Source organism: Kitasatospora sp. NPDC051164, from assembly GCF_044455625.1.
In the GTDB taxonomy this organism is placed as follows: domain Bacteria; phylum Actinomycetota; class Actinomycetes; order Streptomycetales; family Streptomycetaceae; genus Kitasatospora.
The window spans coordinates 143,107-159,511 of the sequence record NZ_JBITFB010000019.1; the positions used below are offsets into that span (position 1 = coordinate 143,107).

Genomic DNA, 16,405 nt, shown 5'->3' on the forward strand with positions numbered 1-16,405 from the left:
GGGTTTGGGGTCCCCGGGCTCCCACCCCCCCCCCCCGCTTTACTAACCCCGCTTTTTGGGGCGGGGGGTGGGGTGGCCTCCCCCCCGGCCCGCGCGCCCCCCCCCCCCGGGGCGCCCCCCGCGCCCGAGGCCGGGTCGGGAGGCGGAGCCGTGATGGAGAGTCAGTGCGGTCCCCGGGGAGCCGAAGAGCCGGCAGACCGGGAGAATCGGGTGGACCGGGTCGACCCGGCGGACCGCGACGTCCAGTGGGTCTACCAGCCGGTCGAGGTGGACCTCGGCGACGGCGTCTGGGCGCTCGGCCGGATCAGCGGCTGGTGGCAGGACACGGCCGGCGGGCGCTGGTGCCGGCTGCGGGTCGGTCGCAGCGGTCGGCCCGCGCGCTGGGAGAGGTTCGACCCGGCGCGGGTGCTGTTGTTACCGGTCGCGGGGCTCTGAACAGCCCGGCCGCAACTCCTTGGCGGAACCGTCGGGCGGCCCCTGTCGTCCCTGGGAGCGACCGCCGACATGCCACTTCAGCGACCGGGGACGACGTGACTTCGGAGATCTACTTCAGCAGCAACTACCGCGACCTGTGCGAGCAGCACGGCACCGGCGCGGGCTTCCAGTTCGAGTTCTCCTGCTACCGCTGCTCGGACACCTGGCGTTCGCCGTTCGAGGCGTTCCGGACCGGCCAGATGGCCGGGTGGATCGGCAAGGGCGTCAGCGCGGCCTGGAACCTCATCGGCGGCAACGCCAACACCATCAGCAACGCCGCCGACGGCCTGGCAGGTCAGACCTGGGGCGGCTCGCGGGACGCCGCCTTCCAACGGGCGATAGCCAACGCCCAGACGCACTTCAACCGGTGCGCCCGGTGCACCCACTACGTCTGCGGCCGCTGCTTCAACCCCGCCCAGGGCCTCTGCTTCAGCTGCGCCCCGGACACCGCGGCCGAGGCGATGGCGGCGCAACACCGCGGCCTCAACGACGCGGTCAGCGACCGCGCGTACAAGGCGGGGCAGCAGTCGGGCGCCGCGTTCGACGTCGACGCGCCGCGCCAGCTGGTCTGCCCGCAGTGCCACACCGAGACGCACGGCACGCCGTTCTGCCCAGGGTGCGGCTTCCGGCTGGCGCAGGCCGTCCAGTGCGCGAGCTGCCACCAGGACGTTCCGGACGGTGCCGCCTTCTGCCCGTCCTGCGGGACGAGACGCTGACACGGCGTCGGCGCGGAGGGCGAGACGGCGGGGCGACCCCGGGACGGCGGTCCGGGGCCGCCCCGCCGCCGTGTGCGGGGGAGCGGCCGCGGGCCGCCGCTCAGCCGTACGAGACGTTGGCGCAGGGGTCGTCGTCCGCCGAGCGGGCGGTGCCGCTGACGCTGGTGGGCAGCGGGGCCGGGGTGGTGGCGCCGGGGGCCGAGGTGGCGGCGGTCGCCGGGTTGGCGGCCGCGAAGTCGTGGCCGAGGACGACGTTGACGCCCCGGCCGCCAGGCTGGACGGTCGCGCCCGGGAACAGCTTGGCGACCGCCTCGGCGGAGCCGCGCTCGCCCGCGCCGTACTCGACGACCGTGGTGCTGCGGGCCTTCCCGGTCGCGTTGCCGACGGTGGTGACGGTGTATCCGGCGCCCTTGACGGCCTCCGCGGCCTTGCCGCCGAGCCCGGCCTGGCCGGTGCTGTTGAGCACGGAGACCTTGACGTCGGCGGCCTTGGCGGCATCCGCGGTCGGGGTCTCGGACGGGGTGGGTGTCGCCTCGGCGGCGGATCCGGAGCCGGCGGGCGCGCTCGCGTCCTGGCCGTCGATGGTGCGGTCGGCCTTGAGGGCGGCCCAGAGCTGGTCGACGTCCGGGTGGACCAGGGCGACCCGCGGTCCCTCGTAACGCCAGGGCGTGGTCAGGAACTTGACGTCGTGCAGGTCCACGTTCTTGAGGGACATGGCGAAGTCGAGCAGTTTGGCGGCCGAGCCGAGGTCGGGGTCGACGGTCAGCGACTTGGTGGCCGCGTCGGCGAGCGGCAGCAGGGTGGTCGGGTCCATGCCGCGGGACTTGATCTCCTTGATGAGGGAGGAGAGGAAGGCCTGCTGGCGCTTGGTGCGGCCGATGTCGGAGCCGTCGCCGATGCCGTGGCGGACCCGGACGTAGTCGAGCGCGGTCTGGCCTTCGACCTTCTGCTTGCCCTTGGCGAAGATCAGCTTGCCCTTGCGGCCCAGATTGGGGTTGAGGTCCCCCTCGTGGATGTCGTTCGGGAGGCAGACCTCGACGCCGCCGACCGCCTTGGTCATCGAGGCGAAGCCGTTGAAGTCCACGACGATGGTGTGGTCGACGCGCAGGTTGGTCAGCTTCTCGACGGCGTTCTGGGTGCAGGCCGGGTTGCCCTGCTCGGTGTTGCCCACGGAGAAGGCGCTGTTGAACATCACATTGGTCTGCTCCTTGGTCCACTTGCCGCCGGGCAGCTTGCACGGCGGGAGGTTGACCAGGGAGTCGCGCGGGATGGAGATGCCGACGGCGTGCTTGTGGTCGGCGTAGACGTGCAGCAGGATCGCGGTGTCCGAGCGGGCGCCGCCGTCCCCGCCGCCGCCCAGGTCGCTGTTGCCGTTGCCACGGCTGTCCGAGCCGATCAGCAGGACGTTCACCGGGGTGCGGCCCTGGGCGTCCGGGGCCGCGGCCTCCGGGCGGTCCTTGCTGACGGCGTCGCGGTCGAAGGTGGAGATGTTGCTGTCCAGGCGGTAGTAGAGGGCGCCACCGGCGAGGAGCACGAGCGCGGTGCAGCCGGCGGTCGTCCAGAGCACCTTCTCCTTGGTGCTGCGCTTGGGCTTCTTCTTCGCCCGGCTCGCCGGACGGCCGTCCGCGGTGTCCGCTGTGTCCTTTTCGCCCCGATCCGGAGTGGCCTTTCGGCTCGCCGCCCGGCGTCCGCCCGCCCGGTTCGGCGAAATCTCGGCGTCGGGGGAACCCTTGCGGCCAGACACGTCGTCATCCTCCACAGTTGCCACGGAGCCCCCGTCGGAGCGGTGGGCTTGCGTGGCCCGGGGCCGGAGCCGATCCGGGCGAGGGCCCGTCGCCAAACTTTTACACCGCTGTAGAACTTCAGTGGAGCATACTAGGCGCAGATGAGAAAACCAGCTGGTCAGACCATGAGAATTGGCTGGCCGGGCTCATCCACACCACCCCGAACCCGCACGAGGAGCACGATGACTCACCGGATCGCACGTTCGATAGCCGGCGCCCTGGTGGCACTGCTGGCCGCCGCAGGCCTCACCGCCGCGGCGTCGAGCGCGACGGCCGTGGCCGCACCCCGAACCGTCGCCGCTGCCGCGTCCGGCCCGAGCGCACCGGCCTACGCGGGCCGGGCCGCCGCCGCACCGGCCGCCTCGTCGATCGCCTCGTCCGTCGCCCCGTCGAGCAGCGATGCCTCGCACCTCGCGGCCAAGGACACCAAGAAGAAGAAGGGCTTCCTCGCCAAGCTGGGCAAGTTCTTCCTGGTCGTGATCATCCTGATCATCCTCTTCTTCGTGCTGCTGATCGTCGGGATCATCTACGCTGCGAAGCGGATCTTCAGCCGCCGCAAGTAGGCATAGTTCGCCGACACTCTCGTCCGGGCCGGCTCGACACCGGCTCACCGACGTTGATGCGGAGCCGCCCCCGAGGGCGGCTCCGCGCACGACCTGCCCAGCCGTACAGCTAGTGTCCGGTCACGTCCTTCATGGCGTCCTTGGCCTTGCGGCCGGCCTGGGCGATGTCGCCCTTGACCTGGTCGCCTTTTCCTTTGGCGATGAGTCGTTCATTGCCGACCGTCTTGCCGGTGGCTTCCTCGACCTTGCCCTTGGCCGTGGTCGCGGTGTGCTTGGCCTTCTTGCCGACACTCATGGTGTCCTCATTCCTCGAGGAGACGGGATCCATTGACGCGTATGCCCCGGGTCGGCGATTTCAGACCCGTGGCCTGCGGAAATGTGAAGCCCGAGCCGGTCCGCGAGCCGGCGGCGCCGCAGCCGGTCGGGGTCGGTCGCGGCCGGTCGGGGTCAGTCGGGGGCGAGAAGGGGGCCGAGCGGGCCGAGGTCGATGTTGAGGTCGTCCGGGGTGAGACCGAAGTGCTCGCGCAGCTCGTCGACGCGTTGTTCCAGGGCCATCAGTGTCAGGCCCAGGGACTCGACCTGGTCGTCGTCGAGGTCTCCCTGGTCGATGCGACGCAGGGCCTGGCGCTCCATGAGTTGGTGGACCAGCTCGACCAAGGCCAGGACCAGGCAGGTGAGGTCGCGGGCGACGGTCTCGGGTTCCAGCGGGACGCGGCGGGCGGCCTGGGGTTGTGTGTCGGGCGCGCTCACGTCGGCTCCTGGTCGGTGGCTTGGGTCGCGGCGCGGACGGAGGCGATCATGGCGCGCAGGCTGATCCGCACGAGGTCCACATCGGCGATGGACAGGGTGATCTCGCCCGCGATGACGACCCCGCCGGCGAGCAGACGGTCCAGCAGGTCGACCAGGGCCACGTTCCGCTCGGGCACGGTGGGCGGCAGCCCGGGCCGGGCGGTGGGGGGTCGGGAGCCGGTGGTCATCGCTGCTCATCGCCGGGTTGGACGGCCGCGGTGAAGGAGTAGGGCGGCCAGGGGCCGGTCGTCTCCAGGCGCAGGCCGGGAAAGCGGGCGGACAGCGCGTCGACGGCCGCGTGGAAGGCGGCCGTGCGGGCCTGCTCGACGAGGTAGGCGCCGTTGAGGACCATGGGCTCGGTACGGCCGACCGTTTCGGGCCGCTGCAGGGGGTGGCGGGTTGCCTCGGCGGCGGCCTGCGCGAGCACGGTGTGGACGTCCTGGGCGTCGTCCGCGGCCTGCTGCTGGTCCTGCTCCCGGCGGTGGTGCTGGGCCTGGCGGCGCAGGAGGTAGGCCGTGCCGGGGCGCGCCGCCGGATCCTGCCGGGTATCGCCGCTCTCGGCGGCGGCGTCGGGCGTCGGGCCGGCGAGCCCGGCGTAGGCCTTGACACCCCACTCGACGCGCCCGGTGACGTGCCCGAGTGAGGCGAGCAGTTCGTCGTGGTGCCGCTCGAGCATGGCGGCCGCCCGCCGGTCGTCCCGGTAGAGGGTGGCGAAGCGCAGGGGCAGCATCGGGGCCGTACGGGCGAGGGTGTCGACCACGCGGTGGTGCGCGCGGACGGCGTGCTCCAGCCAGGCGGCGTCCGCGAGGTGCGCGCGGAGCGGCTCCTCGTCGAAGTCTCCCCGGGGCACACTGCCGGCCAGCGCGGTCAGGTCCGGCGCGGCGATGGCGCGCAGCGTTTCGCCGGCCACACCGGTGAGACCGGGCGGGGGTGTGCATCCGGCGTCGGCGATGGCGTAGAGCCAGGTGTTGGTCGGCGGCTGGGTGCTCATGAGGGGTCGATCCGGGGCGTGCGCCGGGTGCGGGTGGTCTTGCGGGTGGGGCGGGGGGCGGCCACCTGCTCGGTAGCGGCGTCGGTGGCACTGGAGTCGTCGGTGGCATTGGAGGCGTCGGTGGCGGCGGACAGGCTGTGGGAGGCCTCGAGTTGGCCGAGGCGCTCGCGGAGGAGCCGGTTCTCGGTGGCGAGGTCGCGCCGGCCGGAGGAGAGACTCGGGTCGTGCTCCCACCAGTCGATGCCCATCTCGCGGGCCCGGTCGACCGAGGCGATGAGCAGGCGGATCTTGATCGTGAGGAGCTCGATGTCCAGCAGGTTGATCCGGATGTCCCCGGCGATGACGATGCCCTTGTCGAGCACCCGCTCGAGCAGGTCGGCCAGATTCGCGGACTGCGGAGCCGCGGAGGTCCTCGGCAGGTGCGACAGCGGGCCGGCGCCGCCGTAGCCGCTCAACTCACTCATGACAGCTCCTCGTTCGCCCGGCCCCGGTGATAGCGGCGTTCCCTGCGGTAGGAGACGAGCTCGCCCTCGGGATCCAGCACGACCTGGTAGACGGCCAGGATGTCCGTCGAATCGGGAATGCGGTGTGCCTCCAGCACCTCCACCCCCACCTGCCAACCGTCCTGGGTGCGGTCGAGCGAGGCGACGCCCTCCGGGCTGCGCCCGGTGAGGTCCTGGACGCAGATGGCCGCACGCACGGCGGCGCCTCGCGCGTCGAGCCGGTCGGCGGAAGGGGCACGGCGCCGGGGTGGTGCGGCGGGGTGCTCGGTCTCCTCCTGCGGCTCGGGGGAGCGGCGGCGGGGTGCGTGCCGCGTCGGATCGGACGTGGCGCGGCGCCGAGGGGCCGGGGCCTCGTCCTTCCGATCGGGCGCGGACGTGGGGCGGCGCGGAGGGGCAGGCGGTTCGTCCTCCCGATCGGGCTTGGACGTGGGGCGGCGCCGAGGGGCCGGTGGTTCGTCCTCCCGATCGGGCGCGGACGCGGCCCGCCGCCGTGGCCGGGTGGGCTCGGAGTCCGCGGCGGGGCGGCGGCGCCGTGGAGGCTCCTCCGTGTCCCGGGGCGGGGCGGAAGGGCGACGGGGGCGTGGCTCGCGTTCGGGCATGGTCTATACCTCCAGGCCTCCGGCGGCGCCTTTGGCCTGCCACAGGCGCTGTACGAGTTCCTCCTCCTGCGCGGCGGCGTCCTCCTCACCGATCGTGCCGTTGGCGCGGGCTTCCTCCAGTTCGGCGAGCTGGGCGCGGATGGCCGTGGGGTCGGTCAGCTCCCGGCGGGCTTGCTCGTAGAGCTGTTCCGCCACCCAGACGACGCCGCGGACAGGGGCCAGGGGAAGGGTGAGCAGTCCGGTGATCAGACCCATGGCTAGGGCGCCTCCTCCGCGGGTGCGGCCTCGGCCACGGCGTCGGTGGCGAAGTCGTAGGGGGCGAGCGGGCCGAGCAGGCGTGTGGTGATGTACCCCGCCCAGTCGCGGGCGAGGTCTTCCGCGGCTGCTTCGAACGCGTCCCAGTCGGTCTTGGCGACGAGGAAGGACGCGCTGACCGCCTGGTCGCCGGACCCGTCGGCGGCGGGCGAGGCGTTGACGGCCGCCGCGAGCGGCGCGAGGCGTTCCAGTGCGATCGCGGTGTCGGCCTCCCGGTGGGCGGCGATCTCGTTCGCGATCATCTCGCCGAGACGCACCCGGTCGTAGTAGGCGGCCTCCTCCGGGAGGGCGGTGACCTCCTCCCGTAGCCGGGCGATGTCCTCTCGGTCGGTGAGTACCGTTCGCAGGATGCGGTCCTGCTGGTAGATCGCGCGCAGGGTGAACTGGGCGGTGTCGCGCAGGCCTTCCAGTGCGCGCAGGAATTCCTCCTCGTGGGGGGCGAGCAGGTCGTCGGCCACGGCCGACACGTCGCGGACCACCGCACCGAAGCGCAGCGGTAGCACCGCCGCGTGGGCGGCCACGGTGTCCAGGACGCGCGCGTGGCCCCGCAGGTCGGCCGCGGTGCCCAGCGGTCGGTCGGTCACCACATCGCTGACCAGCGCCGCGATGCCCCGGTGTCGCACCAGGGTGACCGGCACGGGCGGGTCACCGATCCCCTCCAGTCCTGAGGGGTCGGCGCCCGCCGGCACGATGCCGTAGACGTAACAGGCCCGTTCGTCGGCGGGTGCACGGCCGTTCATCACTCGCGCTCCCTACGCTGGGTGCGCGAGCGGGTCCGGGGCCGTTCCTTGGGCTCGGGCTCCTCCTCGTCGTTCCCCGTGACCCGGTCGATCACTTCGCCGACCGTTTCCTTGACGCCTTCGAGCGCGCCTTTCGTCTTGCTCCGGGCCCCGCCCTGGCGCATGTTCTGCATCAGTTCGGGCAGCCCCTCGCTCTTGTCCTCCTTCAGGTCGAGGCGGTTGACCGCCTCGGCGAACCGCAGGTACGTGTCGACGCTGGCGACGACGATGCGCGCGTCGATGGTCAGCAGCTCGATCCCGACCAGGGAGACACGGATGTAGATGTCGATGACCAGTCCCTTGTCGAGGATCAGGTCGATGACGTCGACCAGACCGCTGGACGAGGGCCGGTCCAGGTAGTGGCTGGGACGGGGGGCGACGGTCATGACGGCTCACCTCACCCGTGCCGGCGCGCGCCTGCGGGCCCGTGGGGCCGGTCGTTCGTCGGTGTCCGCCTGCGGGGGCTCCTCGTCCTCGTCCTCGGCGTCTTCGTCGTACTCGTCCTCGGCGTACTCCTCCGCCGGTTCCTCCTCGTCGTCGTACTGCTCGTCTTCGCTCTCGCGCTCCTGCTCCTCGTCCTCGCCATCCGGTTCGTCTTCCCATTCCTCCTCTGCGGCGTAGTCGTCCTCGGGCTCTTCCTGATCCTCGTCCTCCTGGTCCTCCGCGTCGTACTCCCCGGGCTCCTCGTCGTACTCGTCCTCGCCTTCCTCGGCCGGTTCCTCCTCCTCGTCGTACTCGCCGGATCGCGGCTCCCGCTCGTCCTCGGAGTCGTCCTCGGCGTCGTATTCGGCCTCGTCCTCGTCCTCGGGTTCGTCCGCGGTTTCGTCGAAGCCGCCCTCGGCCTCTTCCTCTTCGAGGGCGTCCTCGTGGGAGCGCACGACCTCGCTGTCGCGGATCTCCCCGCGCCAGCCCTCGACCCCGTCCGGGTCGAGAATGGTGCGGGTCATCACGTGCCGGCGGAAGTGCTTGAGTTCGAGGCGTGTCCGCCGACCCTGGGCCCGCCACAGGTTGCCCGTGCGCTCGAACAGGCCCTTCGGGTGGTACTCGAGGACCAGGAGGATCTTGGTGAGGTTCGGCGTCAGCTCGTGGAAGGTGACGGTGCCGTCGGTGGAACCCTTCTCGCCCTGCGACCGCCAGACGATCAGCTCGTCCGGCACCTGCTCGATGATCGTCGACTCCCAGGTGCGGTGGGAGAGGAAGATCCCGGCCTTCCACTTGAGCTTCTCGTCGGACTCCTGAGACACGCTCTCCAGCCGTTTGGTGAAGCGGGGAAAGTCCTGGAACTGGGTCCACTGGTTGTAGGCGACCCGCACGGGGACACCGACCTCGATCTCCTCGACGATGTTGGTGACCTTGAGCTTGGCGCCCTTGCCTCCGCCTCCTCCCCCGCCGGTGAGCTTGTTGCCGACCATCTGCTTCACGCCGGCGGCTCCCGCACTCAGCAGAACCCGCATCGCGGACGTCCCGCCGCCCCCGCCCTGTTCACCGTGATCGTCGGAGGGACGACCACCGCGCTCCACGTAGTCGGCGAGCCGGCCGGTGGTCTCCGCCACCTTGTCGCTCGCCACCGCGACGGCCCGTTCCCCCGCCGCGGTCGCCAACTCGCGCGCCTGTTGCAGCAGCCGGTCGGTGGGCAGTGCCTCCAGCACCTCGCCCAGCCCGCCCAGGCCTCGGTCCTTGGTCTGCTCGGCCATCACCTTCACCCCCGCTTGCGCGCCGACGAGGCGCGCGTGCTCGTGGTCTTGCGCGCGGCGGTGGCGCTGCTCTTCTTCGCCGGCGCAGCCGCGCTCTTACGGCCGGTGGAGGAGGAGGCCGCGCTCTTACGGCCGGTGGCCGAGGAGGCGGCGGTCTTACGGGTCGAAGCCGACGCCGTCTTCTTCGCGGCCGCGGCCTTGCGTGGGGCGGCCGCCTTCTTCGCCGGAGCCTTTCTCTCCGGGGCCTTCGAGGCCGGAGCCTTCGACTCGCTCGACTTGCTCGCCGGTCGACCGGACGATGCCGCACTCTTGCGTGTCGTGCCGCTGCTACCGGTCGTACGGGAGCGCGAAGAGGCCGCCTTCGTCGCGGAGGCGGAAGCCCGCTTCGACGCGGCCGGCGACGCGCGGCGCGGGGCTGACGACGTCGAGCGAGAGGTGGCAGCCCGGGAACGCGGCGCCCGTTGCTTCTTCGCGGTGCCGCTGTCGTGGGCCTGGTCCTCCTCGGGCTCTTCGTCCGGCTCTTCGTCCGGCTCCTCCCGCTCCTCGTCGGGCTCTTCGTCCGGCTCCTCCCGCTCCTCGTCCGGCTCCTCGTCCGGCTCCTCGTCGCGTCCGGCGGTGCCCTCCCGCAGGTCCTCGGTGCGCCGCTGCAACTGGTCGGTCAGGGCGCTGACCCGGTTGGTGGCCGCCGCGATGGCCGCTTTCTTCCCCGCCTGGGCCAGTTCGCCGCGCACGTCGCCGGCCAGCTGACGAAGCTGGGGCGACGATTCCAGCACCTCCCCGAGCAGTACCCCGGGGTTGGCACTCAGACGTTTTCCGGCCGCCATTCCGGCGAGGGCCAGCGCCCATCGGGCCTTGTGGAAGCGCCCGAGGAGGTAGCCCGCGCCCAGCGCGACGGCAAGCTTGGCGTTATTCATGATCGATGTCCCTGGAAGAGTCCCTGGAGCGGCCCCGGCCCTCTCCAGTGGGAAAGCCGCTCCACGGCCCGCCCGTTTACCCGGGCCCGGCCCCGACAAACAACCTCGGGTCACTGTGTCCGGCGCACCCGACTCGGCTGAGTGCCGAATCGGTCGACCGAATCGTTCGGGGCCGCGCCACTTGACTGGGTTTCAGATGTGCCTCTCAGTGCCGGATGTCTCTCAGCGCACCACGCGGTGACAGCACGTGACCTCCGCTCTGCCCCCGCTACCCCCTGCTCGATGACCGCGGCCAGGGGCGGGTCAGCGCAGCAGGGTGGAGAGGAGTTCGGCGATGGTGGGGCCGGCGTCGGCGGGGTGCCGCAGCTGTTTGCTGTCGATGACGCTGTAGTGGTTGGTGCGGCCGCGGCGCTCGTGGGTGAGGTACCCGGCCTGTTCGAGGTCGACGATGATGCGTTGGACGGCGCGTTCGGTGAGCAGGCAGCGGGTCGCGATGTCGCGCACGCGCATGCCAGGATCGCGGGCGATCTGGACCAGGACGCGGGCGTGGTTGGTCAGGAAGGTCCAGTGCCGCTCGGTCCTGGTGCCGTTCTCCATGTCTCCACCATAAGACTTCCGCTTCACGACTGCCGAAACACGACAGCAGATTCGTGCAATGGTTGACATGCCCGGAGAACGGGCGAAGAGTGGGTGAACCGCACTTCGCGTCGCGTCCGCAGTGGATTCGCACGGCGGCCTGTCGTTTGGAGATGGTTTGTGTGAACCCGATCAACAGGAAGGCACCGGAAGAGCTCAGGGTGAAGGGCGCGGAGAAGTGCTTGCTTGCCTGAAGTCGGAGACCGTCCGGGTCGGCGATGCCCTCGTGTGCTCCTTTACCGGGGACATGATCATGGACAGTGGGCCCATCGCCGCCCAGGCCCTGGACGCCGCGCTCGACCGGCGCCCGGCTCTGCTCGCAGTCGATCTGGCCGGCGTCACGCTGTTCACCTCCACTGGCCTCAACCTGCTTCTCCGCACCCGCCGACGCGCGCTGGAGGCCGGCATCCCGCTCGTGCTGATCGCCCCGTCGCCGCGGACCCTGCGGGTCCTGGACATCACCGAGACCGCCACGCTGTTCCCCGTCCACGCCACCGCCGAAGACGCCGTCCGGAGGAGTCGGCCGCGTGGCCCGGGCCCGGTACCTCTCAACTGACCCGGTGCGAGGGACCGGCGCTGGGGGTGCGGGTTCGCTGTCGCGGGACCGGGACCGGGACCGGGACCTACCGGGATGGGGACCGGGACCGGGATCTACCGGGACACTGACCTATTGCCGTGCGGGGAGGGTCTCCTCCTCCGGGGCCGCCGCCGCCCCGCCCGCCGCAGGGCCTGCGCGCAGCCCGGGCGCGAGCAGCAGGGTGGTGGCCAGTGAGACCGCCGCCGTGACCGCCATGCCGGTGGCCGGCGACGTCAGCTCGGCCACCGAACCGGCCACGGCCGCGCCGACCCCCTGCATGGTCAGCATTCCGGAGCTGTGCAAGCCCAGCGCGTGCCCGCTCAGTTCGTCCGGTGTCAACGCCATCAACCGCTCCTGCAGCAGCAGCCCCGCCGAGTACCCGAAGGCGGCGACCGTGACCAGCACCAGGGCTGTCGGCCTCCCCGGGTGGACCGCGAAGACCAGGTACGGGGCGGCGAGCAGGACGCAGAGCGGGACGGCCAACCGGTCCCGCCGGCGGGCGGGCAGGAAACGGCCCGCGACGGTGTCCCCGACCAGCATGCCCATCGCCCCGAGGGCGAACATCAGGCCGGCGTCGGCGGGCGAGTACGGGACGTAGAGCGACTCCACGCCGACGATCAGGCCGTTCGGTACCCACAGCGCGAGACAGACGTACCGTCGCGGCACCGAGGACCAGAGGCGCGCATTGGTGCGCCAGGTCTCGGCGACCGACGTCCGCCCCGCGCCCCGGGCCGGACGGCTGCTCAGCCCGCACCGTGCCACCACGGCGGCCGGCAGGTACAGGCCGGCGGACAGCAGCAGCGTGCCGCGCGCCGAGAGGACCGTCACCAGCGCGCCGCCGACCGCGAAGCCGCAGATCTGGATGACGCCGACCGACATGTTGAGGACGGACCGCCCCAGCAGGTACCCGTCCCGGGTCAGGACCTCGTTGAGCAGCCCGTACCGCACCCCGCCGCCGACGGAGCCGACGACGCCGAGCCCCAGCAGCACCGCGAACACGGCCCAGACCGGCAGCCCGGGGATCGCCTGCAGGGCCGTGCCCACGCCGAGGAGCAGGCTGAGGCCGGTCATCGCCGCGCGGGGCGGCAGCCGGTCCGCGCCGGACAGGACGGTGGCCGCACCGACCAGCTGGGCCAGCGCGGGGCCGAACATGGCCAGGGAGGAGAGCAGTGCCGAGCCCGTCCGCTGGAACACCAGAATGCCCAGGGCCAGCCCGCCCACCGTCTGGGCCGCGGTCTGCCCGGCCGAGGCGAGGAGGAGCGGGGTGAACTCCCTGGTACCGAAGAGCTCCCGATACGTACGCATGTGGGGAGTCTCTCCGGCATGATCGACGCGTCGGCAGACTTTCGCGGGGAGGCGAAACCACATGGGCTGGTGGCGGGTCGACGCGGACACCCTCGCCGGGGGCCGGTTCGTGACGTCACCGCTGGCGGAGGCGCTGGCCGGCCTGAAGACCCTGCACCGCGGCAGCGCGAGTCACGTCGGCGAGCACCGATGGCTCGCCGCCCACCTCGCCGACTACCGGGACCGCCTGGCCGGCGACCCGGTCACGGCGGCCCTGGTCGGGGCCGCGTTGGGGCGCCGGTGGAACGCCACCTTCCTCACCCCCACCCCCCTCGGCGACGGCGAACCCACCTTCGCCGAGGAGCTGGAGCAGGTACGCGGCACCCCGGCCGCCGTCGTCCGCGCCGACCTGGCGGAGTCACTCGACCGCTCGCTGCCGGACCTGCTGCGGCGCGACGACCTGGCCCCACGAGCCGCTGACCTGCTGGAATGGGTGTGGACGGAGACAGTCCAGGACACCTGGCCGCGCCGCCGGCGGATCATCGAGGCCGACATCCTCGCCCGCACCGCCCGGCTCGGCCTGCACGGCTGGGCCACCACCCTCGACGACATGCGCCCCGGGATGCGCTGGCTCGGGGAGGACCGCCTGCAGATCACCGGCTTCGACAGCCCGCCGCTGGAACTCTCCGGCGTCCAGCTGATGTTCGTCCCGGTCACTCTGAACCAGAGCTGGGTCTGCTGGGACGCCCCGCCCGTCGACGCCCGGAGCATGCTCCCCGCCCGGCGCATGCTCGCCGCCCGGCGCATGCTCGCCGCCCGGCGTTTCGCGGTCGTCTACCCGTGCTCGGGAGTCCTGGTCGACGACGACCGCCGCCCGGTGCCGAAGGCCCTGGCCGCCCTGCTCGGCCCCGCCCGCGCCGAAATCCTCGCCCTGCTCGACACCCCGAAGACCACCACCCAGCTGGTGGCCCTCACCGGCCTCCCGCTGGGCTCGGTGGGCCGGCACCTGCGGATCCTGCGCGAGGCCCGGCTGACCCAACGCCGGCGAGCGGGCCGCTCCGTCCTCTACTGCCGGACCACGACGGGCCGGACCCTGGTGGACGCACAGCTGTCCGAACCCGGAGCGCACTGACAACGGCGCGGCACGACGGTCTCCGGGGATTCGAGCCGGGTCCGGCCCCGTCGGGATCCGGCGGGCTCGCCGGATCCCGACGGGGCAGTCGGCCCGGTGTCAGCTCTTCGGCGCGGCGGCTTCGCCCGCGGCCGGGCTCGCGGCCGGGCCGGCGTTGCTGTACGCGCCCGTCACGATCGGCCACTCGTGCTGGTAGATCTTGAAGGGCAGGTCCTTCTCGAACAACGGGGTACCGAAGACGGCGATGCGGCCGAGCACGGCGCCGTCGATCTCGACCCCGCCGGAGAGGGCGGCCTTGCCCTGGACGACCGGCTTGCCGGCGCTGCTGTCGATGGTGACCGCGCCGTCCACCGCGGCCTTGAGGTACGGCTCGACGGTGGCCTTCACGCCCACGGAGTCGTACAGGGCGACCGAGCCGTCCGCGACCAGCCCGCTGCGCACGTTGGCCTTGCCGTCGAGCGAGGCCTTCACCGGGGAGATGGTGGTCTTGATCGGCTCGCTGGTGCCGGTCCAGCCGCCGGCCTTGGTGTAGTCGGCGTGGACGGCCCAGTCGCCGTCGGCGGCCTGGGCGACGTCGACGGTGACCGTGCCGTCGGCGGAGACCTCGGCGTAGACGGTGACGTTGACCGTGATCACGACCGGCACCTCGCCGACCATCACCGTGTAGGGGGAGGTGAGCGTGGCGATCGGTATCTTGACCTGGCTGATCGACTTGCTCAGGCCCGCGGTGACGCGCCAGTTCGCGTGCGCGCCGAGGTCGAAGCCGACCTTCGCCTGGTCGAGGCTGAGGAGGCCGCCGCCCTGGTAGGAGAAGGTGACGCTCGGGTCGAGTTCGATCGAGCCGGTGAGCTGGGCCTTCGCCCCGCCGGGCAGGTCGATGGTGTCGTCGGCGTCCAGCTTCAGCGCGGCGGAGGCGGAGCCGGCGGCGCCGTCGGCGCGGGGGACGTAGGAGACCTTGACGTCCTTGAGCTGCGGGGTGACCTTGATCTTGTGCGGGTCGAGCGCGGTCTTGACGTTCGCCCAGGCCTGGCCGAGCAGTTCGGAGATGGTGGCCGGGCGGGTGCTGACCTCGACCTTTCCGGCGGCGGCCGGCTTGACGGCGGTGACCGCGAGCAGGGCACCGTTCGGCGCGGCGGCCGAGGGCGGGCTGTCGATCACCTGGCCCGGCTTGACGGCGGCGGCGACCGCGGCCGTGGCGGCCGGACTCGGGGTGCCCTTGCCGCTGTCGACGACGGCGAGCACGGCCTTGCCGGACTTCTGGTCGTAGGCGGCGAGCTTGAGGTCGGGCGTGCCGGTCACGACGGCGGGCGTGCCGGACGGGGCGGGGGCGGGTGCGGCGGCAGCCGCCTTGGACGGGGAGGACGGCGAGGACGAGGCCGGGGCGGGCGCGGGCACTGGTGCGGCGGCCGGTGCGGCGGCCGGGGTGCGGTCGGCGACGGGGGACAGCAGGGTCACCTTCGCGTCGCCGGCCGGAGCCGGGCCCTGGGCCTGGGCGGTGGACACGGAGCCGGGGGCGCCGGCGACCGTGTCCGGGGCGGCGGCATCGGTGGACTGGACGGCCGGCGTCGTCGGGTCGCAGGCGCTGAGCGTGAGCACAACGGACACGGCGAGCGCGGGCAGCACGAGGGTGCGCATGTTCATGCGGAGGGTCACCTTCAGTGAATGTGGGACAGGAGAGGAGCAGCGCACCGGCCGCCATCCACCACGAGAGTGTCAGGGGCATGCCAGGCGTCGCGTCGGCAAGGTCCACCGCGGGAGGAACGACAGGATTCCGGGGCGAAAAGCGCCTCGGATCGAAGCCCGGGGTGCAGGTGCGGCACCGGGCGCGATCCACCGGCGCCCTAAAACTAGAGCCAGTAGTTTTACCTGGTCGAGAACGTACACTAGTCCGTGATCACAGCACGCATCGGGGGTGGCGCAGCCGAAGGAAAGAGGAGAGACGATGGGCAGACCGCCGCGGTCGCTGCTGACCAGAGAGGGGATCATGCGTGCGGCCCTGGAGCTGGTCGACGAGGAAGGCGCCGACGCGCTGTCGACCACGCGCGTCGCGGCCCGGCTGGGCGTCAAGGGCCCGTCCCTCTACAACTACGTGGCGGGGCGCGACGAGATCATCCAGGGAATGTTCGAACTCATCGTCGCCGAGATGGACCTCGACCCGGCAGTCCGGCCGTGGACGACCGCGCTGGCCACCTGGGCGCGCGCCTACCGCGCCACGTTCACCGCCCACCCCAACGCCATGCCGCTGCTGGCTGCCCGTCCGGCCCAGTCGGTGGCGGCACTCCAGGTCTATGCCAACGCCTTCGCGATGCTGCGTGAGGCCGGCTTCCCGGAGGATCGCCTGCTGACCGTGACCATGGCCCTCAAGCAGTTCGTCATGGGCTCGACCCTCGCCCTCGAAGGACACCCACTGGGCACCGCACCGGCGGATGACCTTCCGCCGGGACTCGAACCGTTCCTGAACCCCGCGCCCGACTTTCGCGAACAGGTCTTCGAAACCGGGCTGGCCCTTCTGATCCGGGGATTCCGGGACGAACTGGACGACCTCCGGGCCCAGCAGCCGAGCTGACGCGCCCGAAGTGCCGCGCCGGAGCCCTGACGACCCGCCGCCGCACCGGGCGTCGCGGCCCGTCGCCCGGCGCGGGCGCGTTCGACCTG

At 72.2% G+C, this 16,405-nt stretch carries 21 protein-coding genes; 6 read left to right on the plus strand and 15 right to left on the minus strand.

The genetic code is table 11. The features are described from left to right. Nucleotides 1-210: 210 nt before the first annotated feature. Together ACIBEC_RS27460 and ACIBEC_RS27465 are read left to right on the plus strand one after the other, a co-directional pair. On the plus strand, nucleotides 211-435 hold the full coding sequence (locus ACIBEC_RS27460) for a hypothetical protein (RefSeq protein WP_360500259.1): 225 nt from the start codon (nucleotides 211-213) through the stop codon (nucleotides 433-435). A 95-nt stretch (nucleotides 436-530) separates the two neighbouring features. After that, nucleotides 531-1,190 (plus strand): zinc ribbon domain-containing protein, encoded by a 660-nt coding sequence (locus ACIBEC_RS27465; protein WP_360500261.1) that lies wholly within the window; start codon nucleotides 531-533, stop codon nucleotides 1,188-1,190. A gap of 100 nt (nucleotides 1,191-1,290) precedes the next feature. Here the strand turns inward: ACIBEC_RS27465 and ACIBEC_RS27470 are convergent, their stop codons facing one another. Beyond that, nucleotides 1,291-2,934, minus strand: coding sequence for an LCP family protein (locus tag ACIBEC_RS27470; protein WP_360500264.1), 1,644 nt, complete (start codon nucleotides 2,932-2,934; stop codon nucleotides 1,291-1,293). Nucleotides 2,935-3,156: 222 nt separating this feature from the next. Here ACIBEC_RS27470 and ACIBEC_RS27475 point away from each other — a divergent pair, with 222 nt between their 5' ends. Then, on the plus strand, nucleotides 3,157-3,537 hold the full coding sequence (locus ACIBEC_RS27475; protein ID WP_360500267.1) for a hypothetical protein: 381 nt from the start codon (nucleotides 3,157-3,159) through the stop codon (nucleotides 3,535-3,537). 109 nt (nucleotides 3,538-3,646) lie between these two features. Here the strand turns inward: ACIBEC_RS27475 and ACIBEC_RS27480 are convergent, their stop codons facing one another. From ACIBEC_RS27480 to ACIBEC_RS27535, 12 genes are all read right to left on the minus strand, one after another. After that, on the minus strand, nucleotides 3,647-3,832 hold the full coding sequence (locus ACIBEC_RS27480; protein WP_360500270.1) for a CsbD family protein: 186 nt from the start codon (nucleotides 3,830-3,832) through the stop codon (nucleotides 3,647-3,649). A 152-nt stretch (nucleotides 3,833-3,984) separates the two neighbouring features. Continuing rightward, on the minus strand, nucleotides 3,985-4,287 hold the full coding sequence (locus ACIBEC_RS27485; protein WP_360500273.1) for a gas vesicle protein K: 303 nt from the start codon (nucleotides 4,285-4,287) through the stop codon (nucleotides 3,985-3,987). Further along, nucleotides 4,284-4,514 (minus strand): gas vesicle protein, encoded by a 231-nt coding sequence (locus tag ACIBEC_RS27490; RefSeq protein WP_360500275.1) that lies wholly within the window; start codon nucleotides 4,512-4,514, stop codon nucleotides 4,284-4,286. Before ACIBEC_RS27490 ends, ACIBEC_RS27485 begins: the two co-directional genes overlap by 4 nt. Continuing rightward, nucleotides 4,511-5,317, minus strand: a complete 807-nt coding sequence (locus tag ACIBEC_RS27495) for a GvpL/GvpF family gas vesicle protein (RefSeq protein ID WP_360500278.1) — start codon at nucleotides 5,315-5,317, stop codon at nucleotides 4,511-4,513. Before ACIBEC_RS27495 ends, ACIBEC_RS27490 begins: the two co-directional genes overlap by 4 nt. Continuing rightward, nucleotides 5,314-5,781: a gas vesicle protein gene (locus ACIBEC_RS27500; RefSeq protein ID WP_396289084.1), complete on the minus strand. Its 468-nt coding sequence runs from the start codon at nucleotides 5,779-5,781 to the stop codon at nucleotides 5,314-5,316. The genes ACIBEC_RS27495 and ACIBEC_RS27500 overlap by 4 nt, the downstream gene beginning before the upstream one ends. Beyond that, entirely contained in the window at nucleotides 5,778-6,017 is a 240-nt protein-coding gene (gene gvpO / locus ACIBEC_RS27505) for a gas vesicle protein GvpO (RefSeq protein ID WP_396289086.1), read from the minus strand. Before gvpO ends, ACIBEC_RS27500 begins: the two co-directional genes overlap by 4 nt. A gap of 405 nt (nucleotides 6,018-6,422) precedes the next feature. Continuing rightward, complete coding sequence (locus tag ACIBEC_RS27510; protein ID WP_360500283.1) at nucleotides 6,423-6,674, minus strand: gas vesicle protein GvpG; 252 nt, start codon at nucleotides 6,672-6,674, stop codon at nucleotides 6,423-6,425. 2 nt (nucleotides 6,675-6,676) lie between these two features. Continuing rightward, nucleotides 6,677-7,474 (minus strand): GvpL/GvpF family gas vesicle protein, encoded by a 798-nt coding sequence (locus ACIBEC_RS27515; protein ID WP_360500286.1) that lies wholly within the window; start codon nucleotides 7,472-7,474, stop codon nucleotides 6,677-6,679. Next, nucleotides 7,474-7,899: a gas vesicle protein GvpJ gene (gene gvpJ / locus ACIBEC_RS27520; protein ID WP_360500288.1), complete on the minus strand. Its 426-nt coding sequence runs from the start codon at nucleotides 7,897-7,899 to the stop codon at nucleotides 7,474-7,476. Before gvpJ ends, ACIBEC_RS27515 begins: the two co-directional genes overlap by 1 nt. 6 nt (nucleotides 7,900-7,905) lie before the next feature. After that, nucleotides 7,906-9,207, minus strand: a complete 1,302-nt coding sequence (locus tag ACIBEC_RS27525) for an SRPBCC family protein (RefSeq protein WP_360500291.1) — start codon at nucleotides 9,205-9,207, stop codon at nucleotides 7,906-7,908. A 5-nt stretch (nucleotides 9,208-9,212) separates the two neighbouring features. After that, a complete protein-coding gene (locus ACIBEC_RS27530; RefSeq protein ID WP_360500294.1) occupies nucleotides 9,213-10,121 on the minus strand; it encodes a hypothetical protein in 909 nt (302 codons plus the stop codon). Between the two features lie 303 nt (nucleotides 10,122-10,424). Next, nucleotides 10,425-10,718, minus strand: a complete 294-nt coding sequence (locus tag ACIBEC_RS27535; RefSeq protein ID WP_360500297.1) for a helix-turn-helix domain-containing protein — start codon at nucleotides 10,716-10,718, stop codon at nucleotides 10,425-10,427. A gap of 217 nt (nucleotides 10,719-10,935) precedes the next feature. On the opposite strand from ACIBEC_RS27535, the gene ACIBEC_RS27540 reads away from it, so the two are divergent. Further along, nucleotides 10,936-11,313, plus strand: coding sequence for an STAS domain-containing protein (locus tag ACIBEC_RS27540; protein WP_360500299.1), 378 nt, complete (start codon nucleotides 10,936-10,938; stop codon nucleotides 11,311-11,313). A gap of 111 nt (nucleotides 11,314-11,424) precedes the next feature. Here ACIBEC_RS27540 and ACIBEC_RS27545 read toward each other — a convergent pair whose 3' ends face one another. Then, nucleotides 11,425-12,639 carry an MFS transporter gene (locus ACIBEC_RS27545; protein WP_360500302.1) on the minus strand — a complete coding sequence of 405 codons (1,215 nt, stop codon included), beginning with the start codon at nucleotides 12,637-12,639 and terminating at the stop codon, nucleotides 11,425-11,427. Between the two features lie 61 nt (nucleotides 12,640-12,700). On the opposite strand from ACIBEC_RS27545, the gene ACIBEC_RS27550 reads away from it, so the two are divergent. Continuing rightward, nucleotides 12,701-13,750 (plus strand): winged helix-turn-helix domain-containing protein, encoded by a 1,050-nt coding sequence (locus ACIBEC_RS27550; protein ID WP_360500304.1) that lies wholly within the window; start codon nucleotides 12,701-12,703, stop codon nucleotides 13,748-13,750. A gap of 99 nt (nucleotides 13,751-13,849) precedes the next feature. On the opposite strand, the gene ACIBEC_RS27555 is transcribed toward ACIBEC_RS27550, so the two are convergent. Beyond that, entirely contained in the window at nucleotides 13,850-15,391 is a 1,542-nt protein-coding gene (locus tag ACIBEC_RS27555) for a hypothetical protein (RefSeq protein ID WP_360500306.1), read from the minus strand. 301 nt (nucleotides 15,392-15,692) lie between these two features. Here ACIBEC_RS27555 and ACIBEC_RS27560 point away from each other — a divergent pair, with 301 nt between their 5' ends. Then, on the plus strand, nucleotides 15,693-16,316 hold the full coding sequence (locus tag ACIBEC_RS27560) for a TetR/AcrR family transcriptional regulator C-terminal domain-containing protein (protein ID WP_360500308.1): 624 nt from the start codon (nucleotides 15,693-15,695) through the stop codon (nucleotides 16,314-16,316). Nucleotides 16,317-16,405: the final 89 nt, after the last annotated feature.

What these genes read in the sequence shown, in the direction of transcription:
- ACIBEC_RS27555 (WP_360500306.1), bottom strand. Translation starts at nt 15,391, where the DNA reads ATGAACATGCGCACCCTCGTGCTGCCCGCGCTCGCCGTGTCCGTTGTG.
- gvpJ (WP_360500288.1), bottom strand. Translation starts at nt 7,899, where the DNA reads ATGACCGTCGCCCCCCGTCCCAGCCACTACCTGGACCGGCCCTCGTCC.
- ACIBEC_RS27535 (WP_360500297.1), bottom strand. Translation starts at nt 10,718, where the DNA reads ATGGAGAACGGCACCAGGACCGAGCGGCACTGGACCTTCCTGACCAAC.
- ACIBEC_RS27500 (WP_396289084.1), bottom strand. Translation starts at nt 5,781, where the DNA reads ATGAGTGAGTTGAGCGGCTACGGCGGCGCCGGCCCGCTGTCGCACCTG.
- ACIBEC_RS27480 (WP_360500270.1), bottom strand. Translation starts at nt 3,832, where the DNA reads ATGAGTGTCGGCAAGAAGGCCAAGCACACCGCGACCACGGCCAAGGGC.
- ACIBEC_RS27490 (WP_360500275.1), bottom strand. Translation starts at nt 4,514, where the DNA reads ATGACCACCGGCTCCCGACCCCCCACCGCCCGGCCCGGGCTGCCGCCC.
- ACIBEC_RS27550 (WP_360500304.1), top strand. Translation starts at nt 12,701, where the DNA reads ATGGGCTGGTGGCGGGTCGACGCGGACACCCTCGCCGGGGGCCGGTTC.
- ACIBEC_RS27495 (WP_360500278.1), bottom strand. Translation starts at nt 5,317, where the DNA reads ATGAGCACCCAGCCGCCGACCAACACCTGGCTCTACGCCATCGCCGAC.
- ACIBEC_RS27525 (WP_360500291.1), bottom strand. Translation starts at nt 9,207, where the DNA reads ATGGCCGAGCAGACCAAGGACCGAGGCCTGGGCGGGCTGGGCGAGGTG.
- ACIBEC_RS27475 (WP_360500267.1), top strand. Translation starts at nt 3,157, where the DNA reads ATGACTCACCGGATCGCACGTTCGATAGCCGGCGCCCTGGTGGCACTG.
- ACIBEC_RS27515 (WP_360500286.1), bottom strand. Translation starts at nt 7,474, where the DNA reads ATGAACGGCCGTGCACCCGCCGACGAACGGGCCTGTTACGTCTACGGC.
- ACIBEC_RS27530 (WP_360500294.1), bottom strand. Translation starts at nt 10,121, where the DNA reads ATGAATAACGCCAAGCTTGCCGTCGCGCTGGGCGCGGGCTACCTCCTC.
- ACIBEC_RS27510 (WP_360500283.1), bottom strand. Translation starts at nt 6,674, where the DNA reads ATGGGTCTGATCACCGGACTGCTCACCCTTCCCCTGGCCCCTGTCCGC.
- ACIBEC_RS27545 (WP_360500302.1), bottom strand. Translation starts at nt 12,639, where the DNA reads ATGCGTACGTATCGGGAGCTCTTCGGTACCAGGGAGTTCACCCCGCTC.
- ACIBEC_RS27560 (WP_360500308.1), top strand. Translation starts at nt 15,693, where the DNA reads ATGGGCAGACCGCCGCGGTCGCTGCTGACCAGAGAGGGGATCATGCGT.